Here is a 17,353-nt window from a genome sequence, read left to right as displayed (position 1 = left end):
GCCAGACTAATAATTAAGTGACTTTATTATTAACACAAATAAATGAACGCCTTGTGTACTTTTATCGAGGCAAAACCACTGTAATTTGGAGATACGTATTATGATTCGGCATATTTTACTTATTCAGTTTAATGAATTTGCAGCGCTCTCAAATATCTCAATATTTTTTGAAACACTCGATAGCATCACCGAGAGGGTAGAGGGGATTGCGTCAATAGAATGGGGCGTAAATAATAGTAACGAAGGGGCTAATAAAGGGTTTACACATTGTGTGATGATGACCTTTATCGATGAAGCGGCACGCAATCATTATTTGCCGCATGCAGCGCATGACGAGATAAAAAAACTACTAGGTCCGTTGCTCAGTGATATGATTATTATTGATTACAGTATTTAAAAGCCTCTTTATATGCTTTCCAAAAGCCCTCTATGTGAAGTGGCCTTATAAAGTTGGACACTTCATACGTGAGGGCTTTTATTTCTGTGTCTTTTTTCTTATGACTCATGCAAAAAATTTCGGTATTAGGTTGGTTAAATACTGCCTTCTTTTTCAATCACCAAAATACGGGCTTCACCAATCGGGTACGCCACGTGTTCTGTACCAATCGCCGCGAAGAAAATATCACCTATGGTCATCAGCTGAATATGCTCTTTTCCATCGACTCGATAATGCATATTCACCTCGCCATCTAACACCACAAACACTTCTTCACCATCGTTGATATGCCATTTGTAAGGCTGATTCGTCCAATGTAAACGCGTCGTCACACCGTTCATATTAGCAATGTCCAAAGCGCCCCAAGGGCGATCGGCAGTGAAGTCTTTGGCTTTGATGAATGTCATGAACTGACCTTTTTGACGTTGAGAAATTGTTTGATACGTAAAAAGTACAAGCTACTTAATCGTTAGCCAAGCGAGAAAGCGATAAAACGTCACTCTGACGGTGAAAGCGACGTTTTATCAGGGAGTAGAGGGAATGTGTTGTTAGTGAGCCGATAACTCTTGATAAAAACTTGGGTTATCTTGAATCGTTGCCAGCACTTTGGCAGACAAACCTGTTGGATTGTGGCGCCGGCTTTCCCAGCGTTTAATCGTATCCTCGCTGGTGCCTAGCGCTTTGGCAAATTCAGCTGAGAAACTTGAAGACTATCGCGAATAGACTTTACATCCGTGATTTCAAAGCGAGTAATACGGGACGCTTCATGACGGCCTTGGCGGATGTCTACCGCCTCTTCTAATGACGATTTTTATTCATTAAAAATACTGATGTTAAACCTCTTTCTTCAATAGCTTTTTCAGTTCAGCTTTCTCTGCATTCGTCAGGCTATCTTTCGCGCCATGATTCAGTAGATAATTTCTTTTGTTGCCAAGAAGTACACAACTCTTATATTGCCGCTTTACTTGGTTACCTACTGCCATTCTGACTTTACGGAGGTCGCCTGTGTCTTGAATCAAATGGCAGGGCTGTCTTTATGATGATGTTCAATGGGTTTGTAATAGCTGTCTAAGGTTTGAGCGGTGTCGCGAACCGCGTTCATAAACAGTTTTAAGGCCATCGATGGAATGGAATCCGCTCGCGTGGTGAGGCCAACGGCGCCTAAGGTTTCTTTGGTGTCGATGGGCAGTTCATCCAGTTCTCCATCGGAAATTTCCCGCGCGACGACGCCACGAGAAATGATCCACACCGCATCGTTGTTGCGAATAAACTCTTTACCAAAAGAGTCGGATACGGTGTCGATTCTATCGGTGAGAGTGCCAACGCCTTGGGACAATAAAAAGCGATCCACGTAGGGCGCGGTAATGGAACCTTTGGGCGGATAGAGCACGGTGTAATGGGCAATGTCGCTGATTTGGAAATTTTCTTTTGTGAGCAATGGGTGATTTGGGCGCACGGTAAAGGTCACTTGTTCAGAATACAAATGCTGGAATGACAAGCCAGACATGGCTTCAGGAACGCCTAAACGGCCGACCACTAAGTCTAATTCGCCAACGCGTAACTGGCTCATTAACAACGCATTTGGGCCAGAAACCAAATGCAGACGAGCATCCATTCCCCCGGTGCGAAAACGCTTCACAGACTCTGGCAAAATGCTTGTGGCCACCGTCGGCAGTACGCCAATACTGATGCGGCTGATGCCTTTTTGTTGGGCTTGGGCGACACGTTCTGTGCCCTCTCGTAATGCCGCCACGCTGGTGCTGGCGTGTTCCAGAAACACATTGCCAAAAGGCGTCAGTTCAACGCCTTTTTTGCTTCTTTCTAGTAACCGAACACCAAGAATGTCTTCTAATTCTTTGAGTTTTTTCGATACGGCGGGCTGGGTGAGCGCCAATACATCGGCGGCACGCACTACGCTACCTTGGCGAGTGACCTCTAAAAAGCATTGTAAGTGACGATATTTAATACGGTTTTCTAACATAAAAAGTCTCCCATCGTATACGCATGGTTTAGTCGGCAGTGATTAGCCGCTAAGTCAGAAACACTAAAGAATCAGGCTCATCGCAAGCGCTAATAAGGGAATAATTTTGTTATATTACACTCTTATCCTGCGCCTTTTAAAAGAGCTTATGTATTCCTTTTTCGATATATTTTTAGTGTTTTATTTCATTGTTAAGTTGACGCAAAAAGTAAAAATCTTGTGCTAGCATCAATATTAGTAAATATAGAAGCAAAAATCAGGTTTGTTTCTCATATATCGTTTTCGTTATGAAATGTAGACAGTCAGGGCGTAAGAATGAAGACAGCACTCGCAACCGTTACCATATCTGGCACGCTGAGAGAAAAATTCGAAGCGGCGGCAAAAGCCGGTTTCCAAGGCGTGGAAATCTTCGAGAATGACTTAACTCAGTTTGATGGTACGCCAAAAGATGTGCGTCGTATGGCGCAAGATCTAGGCTTGGAAATTATTGCTTTGCAACCATTCCGTGATATGGAAGGTATGCCTGAGCCAATGCGCTCGCAAAAGGCAAAGATGTTGCAGCACAAAATCGATGTAGCTCATGAGTTGGGTACGAATCGTTTGTTATTTTGCAGTAATGTGCAGCCTTACTCTTCTGCGGATCGTGACGTTTGCGCGGCGGATTTATTTGCTCTTGCTGAAATAGCCAAAAAAGAAGGCATTATGTTGGGCTATGAAGCTCTTGCTTGGGGCTATTATATTGCCGATTACCATGACGCATGGGATCTGGTGAAGCGTGTTGACCATCCAAATTTGGGCATTATTTTAGACACTTTTCATATGTTTTCCCGTGGTAATACATTAGATGTGCTACGTGATGAGATTCCGTTAAACAAAATTGCGCTGGTGCAAGTCGCCGATGCGCCCAGCCTACAAATGGATGTGTTGCAATACAGCCGACATTTTCGTTGTTTCCCCGGTCAAGGCGACATGCCAGTGGTCGCGTTTTTACAAGTGCTGAAAGACAAAGGCTTTGACGATTATTTGTCCCATGAAATTTTCAACGATGAGTTTCGTTCTTCTTCGCCATTAGAAAAAGCCATTGATGGCATGCGTTCCTTGATTTGGTTAGACGATCAAACGGTGAGCAAGCGTGAAGAAAAAACCGCTCCGATTGTGGCGCCACAAGTGAGCGATGTGGAGTTTATTGAGTTTGCGATAGAAGGTGAGAGTGGAGAAGCGCTGACCAATACCTTAGCTCAGTTGGGTTTTCATGAAACCCACAAACACCGTTCTAAAAACGTGAGTTTGATGCGTCAGGGAAACATTAACCTGATCCTCAACCGCGAGCCGAAAAGCCAAGCCCACGAGCATTTTCAGAAACACGGTGTGTCGGTGTGCGCGATGGCGTTTGCTTCGGAAAACGTTAAAGCCACCTTGTCGTTGGCTGCGCGCTATCGGGTGGAGCGTTTTGAAAATCAGGCTGGTCCTGGTGAATTAAATATCCCAGCGCTTCGCGGTATTGGCGATAGCTTGGTGTATCTGGTGTCGGCGGATGCGGCCGTGCGTTTTTTCGAGGTAGATTTTAAACCCATTCAAGGCATTCAAGGCGAAACTGGCGTTGGTTTAACGCGTTTCGATCACATCGGTCAAACGGTGTCCAACACGGACTTTTTGTCGGCGACTTTCTTTTACAAATCCTTGTTTGGTTTCGACATCGATGCCAGCCAAGACTTGCCTGATATTCATGGCTTAGTGGTGAGCCGTACTGCGTTAAGCAAAGACAAGCGGGTGCGTATTCCATTGAATATGACCAACGCTCGTGGTGCGTCAGCGCAGCGCTTTATTCAGAAATCAAAGGGTTCTGGAGTGCACCAAATTGCGTTTGCTTGTGATGATATTTTTGCGGCGGCAAAGAACATTGATAGCGAGAAACAGCTGCCCATTCCACCGAATTATTACCGTGATATAGAAGCGCGTTTTGGCTTGTCTTCCGATCTGATTAAGACATTGCAGTTGCACAATATTATGTACGACAAAAACGACGAAGGTGAATTCTTCCATTTCTATACGGAAGAAGTGCATGGCGTGTTTTTTGAAGTGGTGCAACGGGTGGGTGATTACAGCCGTTACGGTGAAGCGAATGCGTTTGTTCGTCTTGCCTCACAGGCGCGCCAAGAGAAACAATAAATCATTGTCATTGCGGGGAATGATTGATTGTTGGCGTCTTTTTGTGAGGAAATTATGCCGGAGGAAGGAAACTTCCTCCGGCTTTTTTTGCTTTAAAAAGTGGAAAAGACAGCTGCATCTTTTTGTTATTTGGCGGTTACTTGAAATTGCCCCACCAGAGAATCGAGCTTTAACGCGGACAATCCAACGCGGGATGAACGTCTTTGTAAGGCCGCGATTGAGCGTCGCATTTGCTCGGTTGCGGCGCCCATTTCCTGTGCGGTATTGGCGTTTTCTTGGTTGCTGTCGTTTAGCAATAAAATGGCGTCAAATATGGTGTCGACGAGTTCATACAAGGCGCTGTCTCCCGTGTTGGTTTGCTCGTTTGCCATGAGATTTCTGTCGACGTTTTCCGCGCCTTTTTCCATAAAACTCACGGCACTGCGGGTTTCTTCTTGAATGCCTTCTAACATGGTTTGTATCTTTTCGGCCGCGGCGGCGGTTTTGGAGGCTAAGCTGCGCACTTCGTCGGCCACGACAGAAAACCCACGCCCATGTTCCCCGGCTCTGGCGGCTTCAATGGCGGCATTGAGTGCCAGTAGATTGGTTTGACTGGTGATGTCCGAGATGGTGGTGATAATGCCAGCGATTTCATTGGTTTTCTGATCCAGTGATTTTACCGACTCGGCTGTGGTTCGTACCACATCGCGAATTTCTTGTGTGCCTGCTTTAGCCTCTTTTAGGCGTGATTGGGTTTCTGCCACCACTTGATCCATGGTTTGTTTCAGGGCTTCGGCGGTTTGTGAGGCGCTTTGCACTTCGTCTATTTGCTGTTGGAACACGGTCAGCATGCTTTCGACGGTGGCTTCAAGGTAGTGCGAAGCTTGCCGAGCTTCTTCATTGGTGCGAATCATAAAGTCGTTGGATTTTTTGACGTTGGTGCTGGCGGAAATAACTTGTCCCATGGTGTTGTCTAGATTATCAATAAAGCTGTTCATCCAGCGTCCCATATCACCGGTTTCGTCATTGGCAAGGTTGTCGTCAAGGCGTTGTTTAAGGTTGCCTTCGCCTTCTGCAATGGTCTGAATCACTTCGGTCATTTGGCTCATGCGGTTACTTATTTTTTTCGTGCTAAGTCGGTTAAAAAGCAATCCCGCCACACCTAAGCTAGCGAAAGCCACCACGCTCGTCATGAGAATAGACAAATTGGTGTAAGCCTGTAATGAGCTGCTGATGACAAGAGGCACACTGGAGGCGAGTAAGTAGCTGCGCATGAGTTTTAAGTTGATAGAACGACGCCGATAGACTTCTTCTAAATCGCCTTCGCACATCATGCCCCACGTATCTGGGCTGCCTTTTAACTGAAAGGTCACGCCTTTGCCGATAACCGGAATGTGTCGATAGTCGGAATAGCCCGGGTAAGTGACAAAAAGGTTTTGGCCGTTTTTGATGGTTTCTCGAACACCGGGGTGCAATGCTTTTGTTGCAGGGTCGGTAAAGCGGATTTCAAACTCTGTGTGCTTTTGAACTTTCACGGTACCGAATTTTGTATTAATGCCGCTTTTTAGATTTTCGCCGTGGCTGAAGGTGTTGTCTTCAAAGCGTGAGCGAGACAGGGCGGTGCCGGGTGAGAGGGATTGATCAAATTCTGATTTCACCATGAATAAGTAGTTGTCGCCGGATTCTTTGTAAATGTGTCCGGCTTCTCGTTGGATAATATCGCCAACAACATCATTGGGCACGCGAGCACAAATGGCACCAACACAGACACCGTTTTTCTTGATGGGCAGGTAAAACATCAGAGTGACAGCGTCATGAAATTTTGAGCTAGAGGCGCCAATCGTTAAGGTGTTTGGGTCAATATAAGGGCCGTGAAGAAATGTGTCTTTTAATCCTGCGGCTATCGCTGCGGCAGGTAAATCGGTTGAATGGATACGAGGTTGATAGGTGGATTTTAGCACTTTGCCTTGGGTGTCTATGACAAAGTATTCTGATACGTCGGGCACGATGTTTAAGCGTTCGTCTAGGGCGTCTTGTTCAATAGCTGGAAAAGAGCTGCCGACGATTTCCAGTAAAACATCCAACTGAGACCACTGAGTATTGACCCAATTATTGAGCAGTTTGACTCGTGTATTGGCAATATTTTCAAAGGTTTTTTCGACATTTTGATAAGTGTTTTTGTTTAAGTAGCATGATCTGAAAAGCGAGAACCGACCATTGCTGCCAAACCAAGGTAGCCAGCGGCGTTCTGCTGATGACAGTGACATATGATTGCTTTTTAAATTCATCTTGAACTTTTGCTCCATTGCAGTAAGCGCTACGTCGTTGCAGATGCTTAGGGGGAGCTTTTAAAAAAGCAAGATATTTGCCATTTGTATTGATAGTCGAAACTTTAGTTTGATGTTCTGCGAGCAGAGAAAAATGCATTGGCATTCGACTGGATATATTGGAAAAAGCAGTGAATGTCCAAGGTAGGAGAATGCTTGTGGTGCACCAAAATAGTATTTTTTTGCCTGTTTTGCTTCATGGTTGGGCAGGCGCTAGGTTCACCCGTTTTAGATTTTTACCAATGAGGATGGAGTGAACCTAGCGTCGCATCTAACTTATTGTCAAATGGGGTGATTTCAATGGCTGCCAAACGCTTCTGGTGAGAGCTGACTAAAGCCCGCCTCACGAGTCAGGTTTTCAGGTCGGTCGTGTTTTACCACTATGTTATCTTCTATGCGAATGCCACCATAGGGCATAAAGTGCGCTATACGTGCCATGTCGCAGCCGTGGTTGTTGATTTCTGCTTGCATCTTGTCTATCAACATGGGGATGAAGTACACACCGGGCTCGATGGTGATCACCATGTTTTGTTCAAGTGTTCTGGTGAGTCTGAGGAACGGCGCTTGCTCGTCTGGCAAGCTTAATGTGCCAGCTTGATCTATTTGATGGCCGCCTACGTCGTGAACCTGTAAGCCCAGCAAGTGACCCAAGCCGTGAGGGAAGAAAACTTGCGGGATGCGTTTGGCGAGTTGCGCTTCAACACTCAATGAGCAAATTTTATGTTGGTGAAGTAACGTAGCAATGCCCACCAGTGTTTCTTGGTGCAAATCTCGGAAGCTAACGCCAGACAGGGCGCTACGGCAAAGGGTTTGCTCCATGGCGTCTAGGTCATTGACTAAGGCACGAAAATCATCATTGTGACGGGTGAAAGTGCGCGTAATGTCGCTGGCGTAGCCGTGTTCGTTTGCTCCGGCATCAATCAACAGCGTGCGAGATGCTGGCATTTTTGCTGTCGATTTATGCTCATAATGCAGCACCGCCGCGTGCTCGTTTAAGCCGACAATGCCAGGATAAGGTTCTTGAAAGGCACTCTGTTGGCTGGCGTTTAAAAAGGCAAGATGAATTTCGAGTTCGCTCGTGCCCGCTAAAAAAGCCTCTTTTGCGGCCATGTGCCCAGCGGCACCGCGTAGATTGGCTTGGCGCATGGCGTGAATTTCAAAGTCCGTTTTCACCGCCTTGGCGAAATCCACATAGGCTTTTAAGCCCTCACAAGCGACCGCAAATGGCATGGCGTTTGGACCCAGCCAAGCGGTTTGTTTAGGTAAGCCGACGCACCATTGATCGGTTTTCTTCGCGCTGACAATGTCCCAGTTTGCTTGCCAATCGCCGCTCGGCACTGGGTTAGGCGCGTGCCAAAAGTCGTCACGCACAGGCCACACCAAGGTAGGTTTTTTGCCTGCTTGCAGGACGATATAAGTGTCCGCTCCTAGGGTAAAAGGTAGCCATTGCTGCGCGCCTGAATAAGCGTGAAAAGGGTGAGTATGATCATCCTGAAAGTAATAACTTTTTTCCCCTGAGGCTAAAACGATGGCATCGAGACCGAAATGCGCCATGGCATTGTCGTATCGAGTGGTGAGAATGACGAGATGTTGTTGATAGAGTGTGGTCATAGAAGGACTCATGTTTATCTGCAAGTGTTAGCTAGAACGCAGACTGGTGTCCATTCTGTCTGCTTTATGTTTTTCAGGGGGAGTGAAAAGATAAGGATACGCTAAGTTAACGGTGCTTTGGCACTATTTTTTGGCGGTCAATTTATTGAAGCCGAGCACCAATCCTCTAAAGAGGATGAAAGCACAAAGTACGGAAAAGAATGCCAACAATAAATCATTTTCGACATCAAATAAGCCTTTAAACGCATAGAAGAAAACAATCGTTAAAATGATGCGCAAAAGACTCTCGACCAATTGCATAACCTTGGGTGACGTGACCAATTTGATGTTCCTTATTGATGTTAAAACCTAGACTGTCCCACAAAAGAGCGCCTAAGCCAATTATTTGATGGGCAGATAAACAGAAGTAACATAATCTTTCGAATGGCTGGTGTCTGCCGGACCCACTTCAAAAACTTCCACGCCATGGCGACGCGGGTGCGGCGTTAGGTTATGCAGTCGCATAAAATTATAAAGCACGTGCCACGCCAGCGATAAACTTTGATAACGCCCCGTATAACGAAGGTGTAGATAGTCGCCACGCAACACGATGCGTTCGGGGCAAAGCTCGCACGGTACCATATTTTGCACGGGAATGCCTAAGCGCCCCGAAAAGAAATGATGGGCGATATCGACTTTTTTATACAGGGCAAAACTTGGCCCAGCAGGGGGGTTATCGGAACCAAGCTCAACCATTAAATCGTGAAATCCTTGGTCCATTTTTTGTGACATGGGTTGGTTGCTCACCACAAACGGACGAGTGACCGCGTCTATGTTGTTGAGCCTTGTTTGGCCGAGCCATGCAAAGTCAGGTTGATGGTATTCATGGCTTGGATTGGTGTTGTGTTTAGCCAAATAGGCTAAGAGTTTGAGAAGCGCCAGTTCGGTGTCTTTGGCGGCTCGGAGTTGATAGTCTTTTTGTTTCCAGCGCCTTAAAAAGGGCAGTTTTCCGGTTATTTGTAGGGTGATTAAGGTGCGCTCTTTTTGCTTGGTGAGGTCAATATTGAAATGCACATCATTGGGGAAAAATGCTGGTGCTTCTAATAAAGTGTGGAAATAATGGGCGCTGGAGCGAGTGGGTTCCAGCGACATATAGCCTTCTTTGATGTGCTTACCTCGCCACACCAGACAGGACGGAAAAACCGAGTGCATACCGGAATTGAGGTACTCGTAGGTCACCTCGGCTGAGGGTTCATAGATTAACCAAGGTAGCCAGTTTTGCCAGTTGTTTAGGTCACCTAAATCCTCAGCGATCGCCTCGATAGGCGCATCGATCACGGTGTTTTCGCGACTAAAAAACCGCCCTGTAAATAATAAAAAATAAGCCGGCAGGAGCAGGCAAAACAATGTAATCAAGCACAGTATGACAAGCATTCGTCTTATCCTTTATGGCGTTACAAGGCGGTTAGGTTGAAAGGTGCGTCTTCCTTCATGTTCGACAATCAAGCAAGATGAATAATACTTTTCAAAGCATAGTGTTTAATGTCACTCTTTGGCAAGTGGGCGTTATTTGAGCGGGCAATTTTAGAATAGAAGCAAAGGGCGGTTTGGATGAAATCGACATTGGTGTGGGATTGGCCTGTGCGCATATTGCACTGGCTTATGGTGCTGCTGTTTACCGGTTTGATCCTCACGGGCAAATCAACAGCAGACTATGTTCAATATCATTTTCACATGGGTTACGGGTTGTCAGCGGTGATTGTTGCCCGTGTTCTGTATGGTTTTTGTGGTTCGTATTACGCCCGTTTTTGCCAGTTTGTCCGAGGGCCAAACGCCGCGCTCACGTTCGTTAAATCGCTGCTATCGGCTCAGCCGAAAAAATACCTAGGACACAATCCGCTCGGCGGGCTAATGGTCGTGACACTGTTATTGGGGCTTTCGGTGCAGTGGGGAACAGGGCTGTTTACCAGCGACGAGATTTTTTGGTTTGGGCCTTTTTATGGGCTTATTCCAGACGCTTGGGCAAGTGAATTAGCGTCTATCCATCGTTTTTTACCCAATGTATTGTTAGGGCTGGTGGCCTTGCATGTACTCGCCGTGCTTTATCATGAGCTGTGTCTTAAAGAACGATTGATTGAGGCGATGATTCATGGCCGCAAAAAACACCCTGTCGCCGCTTCGGTTAGGGTGCAAACCCCTCGCTGGGGCGTGATTTTTTCTTTATTAATGGGGTTGGCTTGGTTAGCGGCGCTTTGGATGATGCCCATCTAAAACAGTCGATTTTTAAATGTATAGACAGGCGGGTTATTTGCTATCATTGCCGCTCGTTAAAATTTCTAAACACATGAATAGATGGAACCCTTAGTGTCTGATGTAACAAGAGTGTCTGATGTAACAAGCTCTCATCTCGCCAATTTGTTCGATGATTTGCCGGATGCGCCTCTGCCCATTTACGCCAAGCTGAAGCTGGCCATTACGATGAAAATTTCATCCGGTGAATGGCAGACCAATCAACGGATTCCATCGGAAGCCGAAGTGGTAAAAGCCTTGGGTGTAAGCCGTATGACGGTGAACCGAGCGTTGCGTGAATTGACCGCTGAGGGTTTTCTCGTGCGCCATCAGGGATTAGGCACGTTTGTGGCTGAGAAAAAAGCCCACTCGGCGTTATTTGAAGTACATAACATCGCCGAAGAAGTGGCAGCTCGTGGCCACCAACATCGTTCTGAATTGCTGGTATTGGAGTCTGCCAAAGCCTCCATGGAAGAAGCCATGACCTTAGGCGTTCGCACCAATCATGGAATTTTTCGTTCTGTGGTGCTGCATTTTGAAAATGACCTGCCTATACAAATTGAAGAACGCATAGTGAACGCCACATTGGCGCCAGAATACGCTAAACAAGACTTTGCTAAGCACACGCCTTATGAATATTTAATGAGCGTCGCGCCGATGACAGAAGGCGAGCATTTGGTGGAAGCCATTTTGCCCAACACCAGTGAATGCGAGCGTTTACAAATCCAAACATCAGAACCCTGTTTACAAATCAAACGTCGCACATGGGCGGGCGATGACATCGTCACCGCCGCACGTTTGCTTCACCCCGGCTCGCGCTTTCAGTTATTTGGGCATTTTGGGCGGTGATTTAATTCGCTTATACGCACAAAAACACCAAGTCCCTTAGTTAATCTTGCGGTGGTGTTTGGTGAGAAAACGACCATGCTGTGTGCGTTGATTGTTACAGCATCGGCGTCATCAATTTCAAGCAAGCTCTCTTCACTCGCGTAGAAGCCACAGAGCAAGGTGCCGTCGTTTGAAAATAAGAGCGAACAAGGCGCGGCGCAAGCCTCTACGTTGGCTTGGGTGTCGGTTTCTCGCACCATAATATTGAGGTCTTCAATCTTGCCGTTTTTGAGGGTGGCGTGGGTTTCATCGCCGCCGCAAAAGCGCGCCATGTCTAATGTTTTGCTTAGCACATGAATATGTCTTGAGTCTTGGGCGGTGTTTCTGCCTGAGTGTTCGAGTGTCATGCCGTCACCCGACAGTAAGACTAGGGTGCGATGCAGGCCGCTGAAGTCGGAAAACACGCCATCTTCAACCACAGACGCTTGGCTGATACGAAAGCGTAGGCCGTTTTCATCTTCATTGCGTTGAATTTCGAGGGTTTCGCCAAGGCCGTTTTTCCATGGCATTCGCAGGTATTGTGCTTGCTCGATAATAATGACATTAGGCATGGTACATGACCTTTTTAATCACTTGAATAAAGGCCTGACGGCTGCTGTCTTCTTGCTGGTGGTGAAAGTCTTTGATGCGCTGTTGACCGGCCACAAACACGTCTTTGACAAGGTTCTCATTGGTGGCAAATAACCAGCGGTTGAGTAGGTCTTTTGACTCGCTGGCGGCGATAAAGGGGTGAGATTCGTCCAGTACCATAAAGTCAGCACGGTTGCCTTTCGTCAGTCCCAATGCCACGCCGCAAGCTTGATTACCGCCCAATAAGGCTTGCTGGTAAAGATTGTCACCGATGCTGTTTTGCGCGGGTCGATAGAGGCGATTACGTTGCTGATCACGCAGGCGTTGCCCGTATTCCAGTGTGCGAAGCTCTTCAACAATCGATAAGCTCACATGGCTGTCGGAGCCTATGCCCCAACGGCCATTTTCTTTCTCGAATTCTACTGCCGGGAAAATACCGTCACCCAAGTTCGCTTCCGTGGTAGGACAAAGCCCCGCGACCGCTTGGCTTTTGGCGATGGCGTGGCGTTCGGCATCGGTGAGATGCGTGGCGTGAACGAGACACCAGCGCTCGTTTAAACCGATTTCGTTATTAAGCCATTCGACTGGGCGTTGTCCGCTGAAGGCAAGACTGTCTTGCACTTCTTTTTGTTGCTCGGCGATATGAATGTGAACGGGGCAATCTTTCGCTAGAGATTGCAAAACAGTTTCGATTTGCGTTTTGGTCACCGCGCGCAGCGAATGAAAGCAAATACCTAACTTATGGCGCGCATGGTTTGCGAGCGCTTTATCGCAAGCTTGGTGCAAAGCCAAATAGGAATCGGTGGTGTTGATAAAGCGCGCTTGACCCGCGTTGGGGGTTTGCCCACCAAAGCCAGAATGAGAATACAGCACCGGCAACAAGGTTAAACCCATGCCCGAGTCATCCGCTGCGGCAATGATTTGATTCGACATTTCACCGACTTGAGCATATTGCTTGCCGCCAATGTCGTGGTGCAAATAGTGAAATTCCCCCACTTGGGTGTAACCGGCTTTTAGCATGTCGATGTAAAGCTGTGTGGCAATAATGCGTGCGTCGTCTGGCGTGAGTTTTTGCACAATCTTGTACATCAAATCGCGCCAACTCCAAAAACTATCATTTGGGTTTAGGCTGACTTCGGCCGCGCCCGCCATCACGCGTTGGAAGGCATGAGAATGCACATTAGCCAGCGTGGGTAAAACAGGGCCAGATAACACATGGCAATCTTTTGTCGGCGTGCTATTTGCCTCAAAAGAGTGAAATTGACCGTCTTTGACCGAGAACAGCACATTGTTCGCCCAGCCAGAAGCCAATAAAGCGCGCGCGGCAAAATAGTCGCGCGGCTTGGTGTGTAGGGCGGATGTATTTGTATTAGACGTGTCTGTCGCAGAAGTGTCTGTTATCGATTGATGCGTTGTCATAATCCCATTCTCGGTTGGCCAGATGATCTGAGTGTAAAGTAAATTATGTTGTATAGACAAGTTTGTTTTATTATTTTTTAAAAATAACTTGCAAGATAGATAATTAGCTCTTATCTTTATTTTAGTTGTATATACATGTCGAATTTATCTGGCGTATAAATGGCTTTAATAAGCCACCTATGGTCTTTTTGGAAAGGTGTAAAATAATGACAAAACAAACAATTTCTCAAAAACGTTTTCGTGCTGGCGAAGTAAGAGCGGCGACCGGCAACACTCTGACGGCGAAATCTTGGTTCACCGAAGCGCCGATGCGCATGCTAATGAACAACCTCGATCCAGATGTAGCAGAAAACCCAGAAGAATTGGTGGTTTACGGTGGTATTGGTCGTGCGGCGCGTGACTGGGAATGCTATGACAAGATAGTTGAATCCCTAAAAGAGCTTGAAGAAGACGAAACCTTATTAGTGCAATCGGGCAAGCCAGTGGGCGTGTTTAAAACGCACAGCAATGCGCCGCGTGTGTTGATTGCTAACTCAAACCTCGTGCCGCATTGGGCGAACTGGGAACACTTTAACGAGCTAGATGCCAAAGGTTTGGCGATGTATGGCCAAATGACCGCTGGTTCTTGGATCTACATTGGTAGCCAAGGCATAGTGCAAGGCACCTACGAAACCTTCGTTGAAGCCGGTCGTCAACATTACGATGGCAAACTGGCAGGTCGTTGGGTATTAACCGCTGGTTTAGGTGGTATGGGTGGCGCTCAGCCATTGGCGGCCACCTTGGCAGGCGCCTGTTCATTGAACATTGAATGTCAGCAAAGCCGCATTGATTTCCGTTTGCGGACTCGTTATGTGGACGAGCAAGCGACGGATTTAGACGATGCCATGGCGCGCATTAAAAAATACACAGACGAAGGCAAAGCAGTGTCTATCGCGCTTTGCGGTAATGCCGCAGAGATCCTGCCTGAAATGGTTAAGCGTGGTATTCGTCCCGATATGGTGACCGACCAAACCTCAGCCCATGATCCACTCAATGGCTATTTACCATTGGGCATGAGTTGGGAAGAGTACCGCGAGAAAGCGCAAACTCAGCCAAAAGAAATCGTCACCGCGGCGAAAAAATCCATGGCGAAACATGTTCAAGCCATGTTGGATTTCCAAAAAATGGGTGTGCCGACCTTTGATTATGGTAACAACATTCGTCAAATGGCGATGGAAGAAGGGGTAGAAAACGCCTTTGATTTCCCAGGTTTCGTGCCAGCTTACATTCGTCCTTTGTTTTGTCGTGGTATTGGGCCTTTCCGTTGGGCGGCCTTGTCGGGTGATCCGGAAGATATCTATAAAACCGATGCCAAGGTAAAAGAGCTGATCGCCGATGATGAGCATTTGCATCATTGGTTGGACATGGCTCGTGAGCGTATTCAGTTCCAAGGTTTGCCAGCGCGTATTTGTTGGGTTGGTCTTGGTCAGCGCGCCAAATTGGGTTTAGCCTTTAACGAAATGGTGCGTAGCGGCGAATTGTCAGCGCCTATCGTGATTGGCCGTGATCATTTGGATTCAGGTTCGGTTGCTAGTCCAAACCGTGAAACCGAAGGCATGCAAGATGGTTCAGATGCGGTATCGGATTGGCCACTATTGAACGCCTTGTTGAACACCGCCTCTGGCGCGACTTGGGTGTCTTTGCACCACGGCGGCGGCGTTGGCATGGGCTTCTCACAGCATTCTGGTATGGTGATTGTGTGTGATGGTAGCGACGATGCGGCGGCACGTATTGCCCGTGTATTGCATAACGATCCGGCGACAGGCGTGATGCGCCATGCGGATGCAGGTTATGATATTGCCATCGAATGCGCGAAAGAGCAGGGGCTAAACTTGCCGATGATCACGGGCGCTCAAGCGAAATAATTTGTTGTGGGTCGTCAACAAGGATAGAAAACGCCGACCAGCCTACATCCATGTAGGCAATGGTCTACTGCGCCCATCCTTGGGCGCGGCTTTTTTCACACCTTGTTGTGATTGGTAAGCAAAGACATCTTATAAAAAATGGTAAGCGTTAATGTGATTAGCACCTAAACGCAGCGGATATAAAAATTGAGGAACACCATGTTTGAATTAACCATAAAACCCGGTCAATTGACGCTTAATGAATTGCGTCAAATCAGTCGTCGTCACGTTAAATTAGCGCTAGACGAAAGTGCGTTTCCGGCGATTCACGCCAGCACACAAGTGGTCAACGATGTGATTGCCGAAAACCGTACGGTGTACGGTATTAACACCGGTTTTGGTTTGTTGGCGAATACGCGTATTGCACCAGAGGATTTGGATGAATTGCAGCGCAGTATTGTATTGTCTCATGCGGCCGGTATTGGTGCCTTGATGGAAGACAAAACCGTTAAGCTGATTATGGCGTTGAAGGTAAATAGTTTGGCACGTGGTTTTTCTGGGATTCGTCTTGAAGTGATTCAGGCCTTGCTGACTTTGATCAACAAAGAAGTCTATCCCTGTATTCCGAAAAAAGGCTCAGTCGGCGCATCGGGTGATTTAGCCCCCTTGGCACATATGAGCACGGTTTTATTAGGGGAAGGCAAAGCCCGCTACCGTGGCGAAGTGATTTCTGGTCGTGCTGCCTTGTCTATCGCAGGGTTAGAGCCCATCGCTTTGGCGCCAAAAGAAGGCTTGGCGCTGCTGAACGGCACACAAGCGTCTACGGCGTTTGCCTTGGAAGGTTTGTTTGAAGCGGAAGATTTGTTCGCCTCTGCCATTGTTTGTGGGTCTTTGTCGGTCGAAGCGGCGCTTGGCAGCCGTAGTCCATTCGATGCGCGTATTCATGAAGTGCGTGGCCATCAAACACAAATTGATGCGGCCGCGGCGTATCGTCATTTGTTAGGCGAAACGTCTGAGCTGGGCGATTCGCATCAAGGTTGTGAAAAAGTCCAAGACCCGTATTCACTACGTTGTCAGCCACAAGTAATGGGCGCGTGTTTGGAGCAAATTCGCAGCACGTCGAGCGTGTTGTGTATCGAAGCGAATTCGGTATCGGACAATCCATTGGTGTTTGCAGAGCAAGGCGACATTATTTCCGGTGGTAACTTCCATGCGGAACCGGTTGCCATGGCGGCAGATAACTTGGCCTTGGCGATTGCCGAAATCGGCAGTTTGTCAGAGCGTCGTATGGCCCTGTTGATCGACAGTAATCTGAGTAAATTGCCGCCATTTTTAGTGGACAACGGCGGTGTCAACTCTGGTTTTATGATTGCTCAAGTCACGGCCGCGGCCTTGGCGAGTGAGAACAAAAGCTACGCGCACCCAGCGTCGGTAGACAGCTTGCCAACCTCGGCGAACCAAGAAGACCATGTTTCTATGGCAACCTTCGCGGCGCGCCGTTTGAAAGACATGGCGGAAAACACCCGTGGTATTTTGGCGGTGGAAATTTTGTCGGCGGTACAAGGTTTGGACTTCCGTGCGCCATTGAAATCCAGCAAACGCTTGGAAAACGCTCGGGCGACTTTGCGCGCGCGCGTGCCTTTCTATGACAAAGACCGTTATTTTGCGCCAGACATCGAAAAAGCCAATGAACTCTTGTTGGAAGCGGTACATAACGACACCATGCCAGCAGGCTTGTTGCCAAGTTTGATGGTATAACGCATTTGAATCAGGTGAAAAAAGCAGTGCTTTAGGCGCTGCTTTTTCGTTTTGCATTAATGGC

General features: G+C 47.5%; 14 protein-coding genes. 6 read left to right on the top strand and 8 right to left on the bottom strand.

Annotated elements, in window-relative coordinates; translation table 11 throughout:
• The first annotated feature begins 100 nt into the window (after positions 1-100).
• The gene (locus J8N69_RS05980; RefSeq protein ID WP_168824837.1) at positions 101-397 is read left to right on the top strand and encodes a Dabb family protein; all 297 of its coding nucleotides are present in this window, start codon (positions 101-103) and stop codon (positions 395-397) included.
• Positions 398-531: 134 nt separating this feature from the next.
• Here J8N69_RS05980 and J8N69_RS05975 read toward each other — a convergent pair whose 3' ends face one another.
• The 3 genes from J8N69_RS05975 to pcaQ form a co-directional block, all read right to left on the bottom strand.
• Positions 532-843, bottom strand: a complete 312-nt coding sequence (locus J8N69_RS05975; protein ID WP_168824835.1) for a cupin domain-containing protein — start codon at positions 841-843, stop codon at positions 532-534.
• Between the two features lie 141 nt (positions 844-984).
• Complete coding sequence (locus J8N69_RS17105) at positions 985-1,092, bottom strand: helix-turn-helix domain-containing protein (protein ID WP_269751566.1); 108 nt, start codon at positions 1,090-1,092, stop codon at positions 985-987.
• 359 nt (positions 1,093-1,451) lie between these two features.
• Entirely contained in the window at positions 1,452-2,417 is a 966-nt protein-coding gene (gene pcaQ / locus J8N69_RS05970) for a pca operon transcription factor PcaQ (RefSeq protein WP_168824833.1), read from the bottom strand.
• Between the two features lie 315 nt (positions 2,418-2,732).
• On the opposite strand from pcaQ, the gene J8N69_RS05965 reads away from it, so the two are divergent.
• Positions 2,733-4,586, top strand: coding sequence for a bifunctional sugar phosphate isomerase/epimerase/4-hydroxyphenylpyruvate dioxygenase family protein (locus tag J8N69_RS05965; RefSeq protein WP_168824831.1), 1,854 nt, complete (start codon positions 2,733-2,735; stop codon positions 4,584-4,586).
• Between the two features lie 125 nt (positions 4,587-4,711).
• On the opposite strand, the gene J8N69_RS05960 is transcribed toward J8N69_RS05965, so the two are convergent.
• The 3 genes from J8N69_RS05960 to J8N69_RS05950 all read right to left on the bottom strand — a co-directional run bounded on the left by J8N69_RS05960 (position 4,712) and on the right by J8N69_RS05950 (position 9,916).
• Positions 4,712-6,853 carry a methyl-accepting chemotaxis protein gene (locus tag J8N69_RS05960; RefSeq protein WP_168824829.1) on the bottom strand — a complete coding sequence of 714 codons (2,142 nt, stop codon included), beginning with the start codon at positions 6,851-6,853 and terminating at the stop codon, positions 4,712-4,714.
• A 336-nt stretch (positions 6,854-7,189) separates the two neighbouring features.
• A complete protein-coding gene (pepQ, locus tag J8N69_RS05955; protein WP_168824827.1) occupies positions 7,190-8,515 on the bottom strand; it encodes a Xaa-Pro dipeptidase in 1,326 nt (441 codons plus the stop codon).
• A gap of 369 nt (positions 8,516-8,884) precedes the next feature.
• Positions 8,885-9,916: an SRPBCC family protein gene (locus tag J8N69_RS05950; RefSeq protein WP_168824825.1), complete on the bottom strand. Its 1,032-nt coding sequence runs from the start codon at positions 9,914-9,916 to the stop codon at positions 8,885-8,887.
• Positions 9,917-10,093: 177 nt separating this feature from the next.
• On the opposite strand from J8N69_RS05950, the gene J8N69_RS05945 reads away from it, so the two are divergent.
• Positions 10,094-10,753 (top strand): cytochrome b/b6 domain-containing protein, encoded by a 660-nt coding sequence (locus J8N69_RS05945; RefSeq protein ID WP_168824824.1) that lies wholly within the window; start codon positions 10,094-10,096, stop codon positions 10,751-10,753.
• A gap of 93 nt (positions 10,754-10,846) precedes the next feature.
• A complete protein-coding gene (hutC, locus tag J8N69_RS05940) occupies positions 10,847-11,620 on the top strand; it encodes a histidine utilization repressor (RefSeq protein ID WP_227803994.1) in 774 nt (257 codons plus the stop codon).
• Here hutC and J8N69_RS05935 read toward each other — a convergent pair.
• Together J8N69_RS05935 and J8N69_RS05930 are read right to left on the bottom strand one after the other, a co-directional pair.
• Complete coding sequence (locus J8N69_RS05935; protein WP_168824820.1) at positions 11,593-12,210, bottom strand: HutD/Ves family protein; 618 nt, start codon at positions 12,208-12,210, stop codon at positions 11,593-11,595. The genes hutC and J8N69_RS05935 overlap by 28 nt on opposite strands.
• The gene (locus J8N69_RS05930; protein WP_227803993.1) at positions 12,203-13,648 is read right to left on the bottom strand and encodes a formimidoylglutamate deiminase; all 1,446 of its coding nucleotides are present in this window, start codon (positions 13,646-13,648) and stop codon (positions 12,203-12,205) included. The genes J8N69_RS05935 and J8N69_RS05930 overlap by 8 nt, the downstream gene beginning before the upstream one ends.
• 206 nt (positions 13,649-13,854) lie before the next feature.
• On the opposite strand from J8N69_RS05930, the gene hutU reads away from it, so the two are divergent.
• Positions 13,855-15,552, top strand: a complete 1,698-nt coding sequence (hutU, locus tag J8N69_RS05925) for a urocanate hydratase (protein ID WP_168824818.1) — start codon at positions 13,855-13,857, stop codon at positions 15,550-15,552.
• Between the two features lie 198 nt (positions 15,553-15,750).
• The gene (gene hutH, locus J8N69_RS05920; protein WP_168824816.1) at positions 15,751-17,289 is read left to right on the top strand and encodes a histidine ammonia-lyase; all 1,539 of its coding nucleotides are present in this window, start codon (positions 15,751-15,753) and stop codon (positions 17,287-17,289) included.
• Positions 17,290-17,353 lie beyond the last annotated feature (64 nt).

It is taken from the genome of Marinomonas profundi, assembly GCF_020694005.1.
Lineage (GTDB): Bacteria > Pseudomonadota > Gammaproteobacteria > Pseudomonadales > Marinomonadaceae > Marinomonas > Marinomonas profundi.
The sequence above is the reverse complement of the archived record's forward strand: the minus strand, read 5'-3'. Positions and strand labels throughout refer to the sequence as shown.

Excerpts from the sequence above, each read along its gene's own strand:
- J8N69_RS05980 (WP_168824837.1), top strand. The coding sequence starts at position 101 with ATGATTCGGCATATTTTACTTATTCAGTTTAATGAATTTGCAGCGCTC.
- J8N69_RS05975 (WP_168824835.1), bottom strand. The coding sequence starts at position 843 with ATGACATTCATCAAAGCCAAAGACTTCACTGCCGATCGCCCTTGGGGC.
- pcaQ (WP_168824833.1), bottom strand. The coding sequence starts at position 2,417 with ATGTTAGAAAACCGTATTAAATATCGTCACTTACAATGCTTTTTAGAG.
- J8N69_RS05965 (WP_168824831.1), top strand. The coding sequence starts at position 2,733 with ATGAAGACAGCACTCGCAACCGTTACCATATCTGGCACGCTGAGAGAA.
- J8N69_RS05960 (WP_168824829.1), bottom strand. The coding sequence starts at position 6,853 with ATGAATTTAAAAAGCAATCATATGTCACTGTCATCAGCAGAACGCCGC.
- pepQ (WP_168824827.1), bottom strand. The coding sequence starts at position 8,515 with ATGAGTCCTTCTATGACCACACTCTATCAACAACATCTCGTCATTCTC.
- J8N69_RS05950 (WP_168824825.1), bottom strand. The coding sequence starts at position 9,916 with ATGCTTGTCATACTGTGCTTGATTACATTGTTTTGCCTGCTCCTGCCG.
- J8N69_RS05945 (WP_168824824.1), top strand. The coding sequence starts at position 10,094 with ATGAAATCGACATTGGTGTGGGATTGGCCTGTGCGCATATTGCACTGG.
- J8N69_RS05935 (WP_168824820.1), bottom strand. The coding sequence starts at position 12,210 with ATGCCTAATGTCATTATTATCGAGCAAGCACAATACCTGCGAATGCCA.
- J8N69_RS05930 (WP_227803993.1), bottom strand. The coding sequence starts at position 13,648 with ATGACAACGCATCAATCGATAACAGACACTTCTGCGACAGACACGTCT.
- hutU (WP_168824818.1), top strand. The coding sequence starts at position 13,855 with ATGACAAAACAAACAATTTCTCAAAAACGTTTTCGTGCTGGCGAAGTA.
- hutH (WP_168824816.1), top strand. The coding sequence starts at position 15,751 with ATGTTTGAATTAACCATAAAACCCGGTCAATTGACGCTTAATGAATTG.